We start from the raw sequence: 7,445 nt of genomic DNA, 5'->3' as shown, positions 1-7,445 counted from the left end.
CTCAATGGCAGCGTGCGCGAACTCCTCGAGTTCAACTACGGCCGCGTTTGGCTGCGTGGCGAAATATCCAATATGTCGGCGCCCAGCTCTGGCCATTTATATTTCACGCTAAAAGATGAGCACGCCCAAGTGCGCGCGGCGATGTTTCGTGGTGCACGTACGGCGGCAAAACTGCAAACACCACCGAGCAACGGCCAACAAGTATTAGTGCGAGCCAAAGTCAGCCTGTATGCGCCGCGCGGTGACTATCAGCTCATTGTTGAGCACCTCGAAGATGCTGGTCGCGGTGCGCTGCAACAAGCCTTCGAAATGCTCAAGTCACGCCTTGCCGCCGAAGGTCTATTTTCACCCGAGCGCAAACGCGCCCTGCCCGCACATCCACGTGGCGTGGCGGTGCTTACCTCTCCTAGCGGCGCGGCCGTGCGCGATATTGTGCAGGTACTCAAACGCCGCGCACCAGGCCTAGCCGTGAGCATTTTGCCGGTGCCGGTACAAGGCACGGAAGCGCCAGCGGCTATCGTCACTGCCCTCACCCAACTGCAAGAATGGCTGGCCTCACCGCCCGAGAATCTGCCGCCCATCGATGTGCTCATCGTGGCACGCGGCGGCGGCTCACTCGAAGATCTTTGGGCTTTTAACGATGAAGCCGTGGTGCGAGCGCTCGCCGACATGCCCATCCCCGTGGTTAGCGGTGTTGGGCACGAAATCGATTTCACCATTGCCGATTTTGTTGTCGATGTGCGAGCGCCAACACCATCGGCAGCGGCTGAGTTAGTCAGTCAAGATCAGATGCAACTCGGCAGTGATATCGCGCAGTTGGCTCGCCGTAGTCATGCCGCCATGAGCCGCTTATTGCAGCTACAGCGCCAACGCCTGCAGGCTGTGCGAGTGCGTTTGCGCAGCCCCGAGCGCTTGCTGCAAGACCAACGTCAACGCCTCGATACACTGGAGCTGCGTCTGCAACGCCAGCTACGTTTTATGCTTTCGCAACAGCGCCAGCAATTGCAGCGCATCGATGCTCGTCTGCATGCACAACATCCTGCGCGGCGCTTAGTTACTTACCGCGCCGCCATCGCGCAATGGCAGCAGCGTTTGCAAAACGCCACGCAGCGCCATCTGCAGCAACGCAGACAATGGCTGCAACACCTAAGTCAGCGCGCACATTCGGTGAGCCCGCTGGCCGTACTCGGCCGTGGCTACGCATTAGTGAGCGATGAACAAGGTCAATTACTACGTTCGGTCAACGCGACAGCCGTCGATAGCGTCATTACCGCACGACTACACGATGGAGAAGTCAGCGCCCGAGTGCTGACTGTTAAGGAATTACCATGATGTTTTTTGCTTCACACACTGCCCGCCCCACACCCGCCAATGCGGAAATTGAACGCTTTAGCGATGTTCACGATCGCGAAGATCATCCTCGCGATGGCAAGCTTCATGCCCTGCGTTGGGCTTGTGGCGTACTCATTGGCCTGAGCGTATTTGTCGACTTTGTGCCATCTGCTTGGGCAGAGGAATCGCCAGCTGCTGCCGCAGCCAGCGCATCTAAACTTACTACCGCTACTCCAGCTAGCACCGTGAGCAATAAGACCGCTACCTCAGCTAATGCAGAATCCGATGCGGCGAACGCCGCCGCACCGTCGACTATTGAAAAGAACCCCGTCGCCAAACTGCCTCGCGTTGCTGCCATAAACGGCGGCCTCGTCGTACTCGACCTGAGCACGCTCACCACGCCCGCTAGCGAAGGCCCGCTTTATTATCAAGGCAATCCAGTCTGGGTCGGCCGTTTAACTACCAATGGCCCACGCGTTGCCGTTATTGGTGCAGGTCTAGAAGCAACCGGCGTGCAAGCATTGACCGGCACACCCACTGGCGAAGCATTAATGAGTTTCACCGTAACTGCCGGTGACTATCCCGAACAGCGCCTGACAATTAAAGAAACTAAATACGTCCATCCAGACCCTGACCAACTCGCACGCTTTAGCCGTGAAGCCGCCGAGCAAAAAGCCGCCTATCGCGTGTTTACCACCTCAGTTCATGCCGATGCCCAATGGCCAAAGTTTCAATGGCCGATTACTGGTCGCTTAAGTAGCCCATTCGGTTTTAAACGCTTCTTTAACGATGAACCACGCAATCCGCATATGGGCATAGACATTGCCGCACCTAAAGGCGCGATTGCTCGCAGCCCCGCCGATGGCACGGTGGCACTTGTCGGCGACTACTTTTTCAATGGCCGCACCGCGATTATTGATCACGGCCAAGGCGTGTTCTCCATGCTCTGCCATTTCGACAAAGTCTTAGTGCAGGCTGGCCAAAAATTAAAAGCTGGCGACCCCGTAGGTAAAGTTGGTGCCACTGGCCGAGCTACTGGCCCGCATTTGCACTGGACCGTCAGCCTCAATGATCAGCGCATCGATCCCCGCCTACTGCTAGCCGAAGACAGCCCAGCGAAATAACTTTTTACGACACGCAGAAACAAAAATGGCCACATTACGTGGCCATTTTTATATGCATCAAACGATAGATTATTTGCGCTTTTTCGCAGCCTTTTTGTGCGTCTGCACGAAGCGACGGCGGCGCTCAGCTTGGCCATCGGTGAGCCTATTCACACGATCTTTAAACGGGTTTTCACTGGTTTTGAACTCGATGCGCACGGGTGTGCCAGAGAGCTTCAAGATTTTACGGAAGATGTTTTCTAGATAGCGCTTATACACCGCCGGCACCGATTCAGTTTGGTTACCATGGATAATAAACAGCGGCGGATTGTGACCACCCATATGGCAATAGCGCAGCTTAATGCGGCGACCACCTACCAATGGCGGCTGGTGTTGCTGCACCGCATCTTCAAGCAATGTGGTTAGGCGATTGGTCGGCACGCGAATCATAGCCGATTCATAAGCACGCTGAATCGATGGGTATAAATCACCGACTGCGGTGCCAAACTTGGCTGAAATCAGGTGGATTTTCACATAGGGAATAAAGTCAAAACGATGCTGCATGGCATTGCGTAAGGTCAGCTTTTCATACTCGGTCATGCCATCCCATTTGTTGATGGCAATCACCAGCGCGCGACCAGTTTCCAACACAAAACCGAGCAAGTTTAAGTCTTGATCAACGATGCTTTCATGGGCGTCCATGACCATAACGACTACGTTGGCATCTTTCACTGCTTGCAGCGTTTTGATCACCGAGAACTTTTCTACGGTCTCATCAACGCGACCACGGCGCCGCACACCGGCGGTGTCGATCAGCGTATAGCGCTGACCTTGGCGCTCGAAGGGAATATAAATACTGTCGCGCGTTGTGCCCGGCATGTCATAAACCACCACACGCTCTTCACCCAATAAACGGTTAACCAGCGTCGATTTACCCACGTTTGGACGGCCAATGATGGCGATGCGAATGCCACCTTCTGGATCTTCCTCGAAGGGTTCATCTTCAGGAAATTCGGCCAGAATGCGTTCCATCATCAAGGTAACGCCACGACCGTGGCTGGCCGCAATAGCATGCGTCTCGCCAAGACCTAGGCGATGAAACTCTGCCATGCCGACTTCTTCTTGCAGGCCGTCGATCTTGTTAACAATGAGATGAATTGGCTTACCGCGCATGCGCAGTTGATCAGCAATCTGCACATCCGCTGGCATTAGGCCCGCGCGCGCATCAACCAAAAATAGAACGATGTCGGCTTCCATAATGGCTTGCTGCGATTGCTCGGCCATTGGCGCGTCAATGCCTAGATCGGACTCACCAATACCGCCAGTGTCGATGACGATAAAAGATTTGTTTTCGATGCAGGCGTCACCGTATTTACGGTCGCGAGTAAGCCCGGGCAAGTCGGCAACGAGGGCGTCGCGGCTTTTCGTGAGCTGGTTAAACAGGGTCGATTTGCCGACATTCGGACGCCCGACCAGGGCAATAACAGGTTTCATATTTAAGTCTTCACAAGGTCGGGCGCGGCGCGCTTAGGGTTTTACATCCCAAGCGCGGAGTTTGCCTTTCGTGGTTAAAGTAAGCAGTTGCGGGGCGTCAACCACCACGCTCATGAGCGGGTCTCTGGACGCACGCTCGCGGCCACGTGGTTTGCCATCCACCGGACTGAACAAATGCAGATAGCCATCACTGTCGCCAACAACGACTAGGCCACGCCAAATCACGGGGGACAAGAGTTTACGCCCTTTTAGGCCATCTTGCTTCCATACCAGCTCGCCGGTGATGCGATTTATTGCGGCCATAGTGCCATCGTTATCGACAGCATAAACATGGGCGCCATCAAGGCCAACACTTTGCGAGGTGGAAACGTTGATTTGCCAGCGGCGGCGCACGGCAACGGTATCGGTTGCTGTGAGCTGAGACTGGAAGCCGGCGGTGTAGAGCGTGCCGTTATTATCGAGCACGAGATCACCGTCGATGTCCATCAGGCGCTCAATTTCGCCACGGCCGCGCGAATTGGTAACGCGCGTTTGCCATATGGGCAAGCCAGATTTGAGGTCGAGCTGATACAAATCGCCTTGGCCGCTAACGGCATAGAGCTTGTCGCCGCTGACGATTGGCGCGGCATTACCACGCAATGACAGTGGCGGTACTGGCGTATCGAACTGCCAGCGGAGTTTGCCATCACTGATATTAAAAACTTGGATGCGGCCATCTAAGGTTTGCACGATGACATCTTTTTGTGTCAAACGCGGCAAGGACAATAGTGCCGAACCCAGCTTTGCGGTCCAAATAGTTGTGCCATCTTTGCTGTTCAGCAGGAGCAAGTCGGACTGTTCGGTGCCTACCGCCAAGACATCATCGCCAAGGCCAACGCCGCCAGTGATGCCAACGTCAAGATCACGCGTCCAACGCACAGAGCCAGAGGCGCGCCCTACTGAGCGAATGATGCCATCGCGGCTAGCAGCATAAACTGCCGGTGCTTTCACGGCTGGCTCAAGTTGAACCACTTCGCCATCGTTGCCGTCGCCGACATTGACTGACCAACGGTCATCGAGCGTGACGGAGTTGCTGGGTAGCTCAGGAAGCGGCGCGACACCTTCGCGTGATGGGTTGCTGCTGCAGGCTGCCAGTAGCAAACAGGTGGCTGGCAAGCCAAGACCAACGATACGCCGCATCATCTTATTGCTCCAAATCGGTGGCAGTGCGCGCGGCTGGCTCTAGGCCAACATCGGCAAGCTTAAGCTCAAGCAAAGGGCGAGATTCATTGCGCGCAGCAAGTGCGGCGTCGGCGGCTTGATAAGCAGCTTTGGCATCTTCCACTTTATTTTGTTGCATAAATATATCGCCGCGGATTTCATTGACGACCGGCGTCAACGAAGCCTCTTTGATCTCATTCAGTGTGCTCAGAGCATCGGCGAAATCGCCTTTAGCGGCCTGCACTCGCGCCAAGCGTGACTGTGCCAAGGCAACTTCTGTGTGATCGCTGCTATCAGCAATCACACCCTTCAGCAGAGTAATAGCCTTCGGTAAGTCATTCGCCTCAATAGCGACTTTCGCCAGCAGTAACGCCGCATCTTGCGCATAAGGTGTGCGGCTATAGTCTTTCATGAGCTGATCGCCGAGGCGCTGCACTTCCGCCAAGATATCTTTATCGTTGGGGTTGGTGCTCAGGCGCTGCACGTCAATTTGCATTTGCTGTTGCAAGCTTTGTGCTTGCGTGGCGGCCTCGACGCTAGTGGTTTGCCAATAGCGCCAGCCAGCAAAACTGAATAGGCCAACGGCGACAGCAAACATCAACGCAGTGCCATTTTTTTGCCACCAGTTTTTTAAATTTTCAACGACTTCATCATCTTCGTAAGCCACACCAGTTCCCTCGTTTATTGCGCGCTGATTAACAGTGCGTCACGCACCACACCGATAGCCTCGGCTTGGGTACAGGTTAATTGTTCTCGTTGTTCTCGCAGCCACTTCACCGCCACGGTGCCGCTAGCAATTTCACTTTCGCCCAGTACAAGTGCCACGCTGGCACCCGACTTATCGGCTTTGCGAAACTGTGATTTTACGCTGCCACCGCCGCAGTTATACACGATTCGTGCATCCGGTAGGGCATTGTGCAGTTGCTCGGCTAACACGGTGGCGGCGACACTACTGCCCTCACCCAAGCCAATGACAAAGACGTCGGCATCGCGCTCAGCTGTGCTTGGCAGCAATGCATCTAGCAGCAATACCAAGCGCTCCAAGCCCATGGCGCAGCCGACGGCTGGCGTTGCTTGGCCGCCAAGCTGCTCAACCAAGCCATCATAGCGACCACCAGCACAGACAGTGCCTTGCGCGCCAAGTGCGGTGGTAACCCACTCAAATACGGTCTTGTTGTAATAGTCTAAGCCGCGCACCAAGTTTGGGTTGATGCGATAGCTAACGCCGCAGGCATCTAAATGCGCGCAGAGCTGTGCAAAGTGCGCTTTCGAAACGTCATCTAAGTAGTCGGCAAGCTTAGGTGCATCTTTCAATATGGCTTGGGTGTTTACGTCTTTGCTATCGAGGATACGCAGCGGATTTGTGGTTAAACGACGCTGCGAGTCATCATCGAGTTGAGTTCGAAACTGCTCTAGGTATTTTACCAAGGCTTGGCGAAATGCAGCACGTGCTTCTAGCTCGCCTAAGCTATTGAGCTCTAGCGTGACCGCATCGCTAATGCCTAGCTCACGCCATAAGCGCGCGGTCATTAGGATGAGTTCGGCGTCCATGTCGGCACCAGCTTGGCCAAAGGTTTCGATGCCAAACTGATGAAACTGGCGGTAGCGACCCTTTTGTGGGCGCTCGTAGCGAAACATCGGGCCGGCATACCAGAGCTTGGGGCTTTGATTGTGCGTGAGGCCGTGCTCTAGGCAGGCGCGCACACATCCGGCAGTGCCTTCTGGACGCAAGGTGATGGACTCACCGCTGCGGTCTTCGAAGCAGTACATCTCTTTTTCGACAATGTCGGTGACTTCACCAATCGCGCGTTTAAACAACGATGTGGGCTCGACGACTGGCAGGCGAATCTCGCGATAGCCATAGCGCTGCATCAAGGTGCGCAGTGTGGTTTCCAGCTGCTGCCAGCGCGGCGTAGCCTCGGGCAAAATATCATTCATGCCACGGATGGCAGATAAGCGACTCATCAGTAATTCTCTTTTGGGCTGCTTAGTCAGCGGCCGTTTTCACAATTAATTTAGCATCTTGCGCGGTTTTTTCTTTCACGCGCTCACGCACCATGGCTTCGATTTCATTGACTAGATTATTAGTATCGATGAGATGGCTTTTTTCGCCATTGCGATACACCAAGCTTTTTGGTGCCGCGCCGACCACGCCAATGTCGGCCTCTTTGGCCTCGCCTGGGCCATTCACTTTGCAGCCAATAACCGAGACATCCATGGGCACGCGCACATCTTCGAGACGCGCCTCAAGAGCGTTCATGACACGGATAACATCGAATTCTTGGCGCGAACAGCTGGGGCAGGCAATGAAATTAA

The 7,445-nt window shown here is 54.8% G+C and carries 6 protein-coding genes and 1 pseudogene; 2 read left to right on the top strand and 5 right to left on the bottom strand.

The features are described from left to right. Positions 1 to 1,332, top strand: a 1,332-nt coding sequence (gene xseA / locus AC3DKE_RS10470; protein WP_487990644.1) for an exodeoxyribonuclease VII large subunit, incomplete at its 5' end; no start/stop codon positions are given. After that, a complete protein-coding gene (locus AC3DKE_RS10465; RefSeq protein WP_340674896.1) occupies positions 1,329 to 2,456 on the top strand; it encodes a M23 family metallopeptidase in 1,128 nt (375 codons plus the stop codon). The genes xseA and AC3DKE_RS10465, both read left to right, overlap by 4 nt. 69 nt (positions 2,457 to 2,525) lie before the next feature. Here AC3DKE_RS10465 and der read toward each other — a convergent pair whose 3' ends face one another. The 5 genes and pseudogenes from der to AC3DKE_RS10440 form a co-directional block, all read right to left on the bottom strand. Beyond that, a complete protein-coding gene (gene der, locus AC3DKE_RS10460; RefSeq protein WP_340674895.1) occupies positions 2,526 to 3,929 on the bottom strand; it encodes a ribosome biogenesis GTPase Der in 1,404 nt (467 codons plus the stop codon). 33 nt (positions 3,930 to 3,962) lie between these two features. Further along, complete coding sequence (gene bamB / locus AC3DKE_RS10455; RefSeq protein ID WP_340674894.1) at positions 3,963 to 5,111, bottom strand: outer membrane protein assembly factor BamB; 1,149 nt, start codon at positions 5,109 to 5,111, stop codon at positions 3,963 to 3,965. Between the two features lies 1 nt (position 5,112). After that, entirely contained in the window at positions 5,113 to 5,796 is a 684-nt protein-coding gene (locus AC3DKE_RS10450; RefSeq protein WP_487990643.1) for a YfgM family protein, read from the bottom strand. A 14-nt stretch (positions 5,797 to 5,810) separates the two neighbouring features. Next, the gene (gene hisS / locus AC3DKE_RS10445) at positions 5,811 to 7,094 is read right to left on the bottom strand and encodes a histidine--tRNA ligase (protein WP_340674892.1); all 1,284 of its coding nucleotides are present in this window, start codon (positions 7,092 to 7,094) and stop codon (positions 5,811 to 5,813) included. Between the two features lie 22 nt (positions 7,095 to 7,116). Further along, a pseudogene (locus AC3DKE_RS10440) lies at positions 7,117 to 7,445 on the bottom strand (flavodoxin-dependent (E)-4-hydroxy-3-methylbut-2-enyl-diphosphate synthase); the annotation flags it as partial.

The sequence above is a fragment of the Paraperlucidibaca sp. genome, assembly GCF_982810325.1.
This window is presented reverse-complemented; position numbering and strand designations above follow the sequence as displayed.

Bases quoted from the DNA above. Each gene is read 5' to 3' on its own strand.
- bamB (WP_340674894.1), bottom strand. From the start codon at position 5,111: ATGATGCGGCGTATCGTTGGTCTTGGCTTGCCAGCCACCTGTTTGCTA.
- der (WP_340674895.1), bottom strand. From the start codon at position 3,929: ATGAAACCTGTTATTGCCCTGGTCGGGCGTCCGAATGTCGGCAAATCG.
- AC3DKE_RS10465 (WP_340674896.1), top strand. From the start codon at position 1,329: ATGATGTTTTTTGCTTCACACACTGCCCGCCCCACACCCGCCAATGCG.
- hisS (WP_340674892.1), bottom strand. From the start codon at position 7,094: ATGAGTCGCTTATCTGCCATCCGTGGCATGAATGATATTTTGCCCGAG.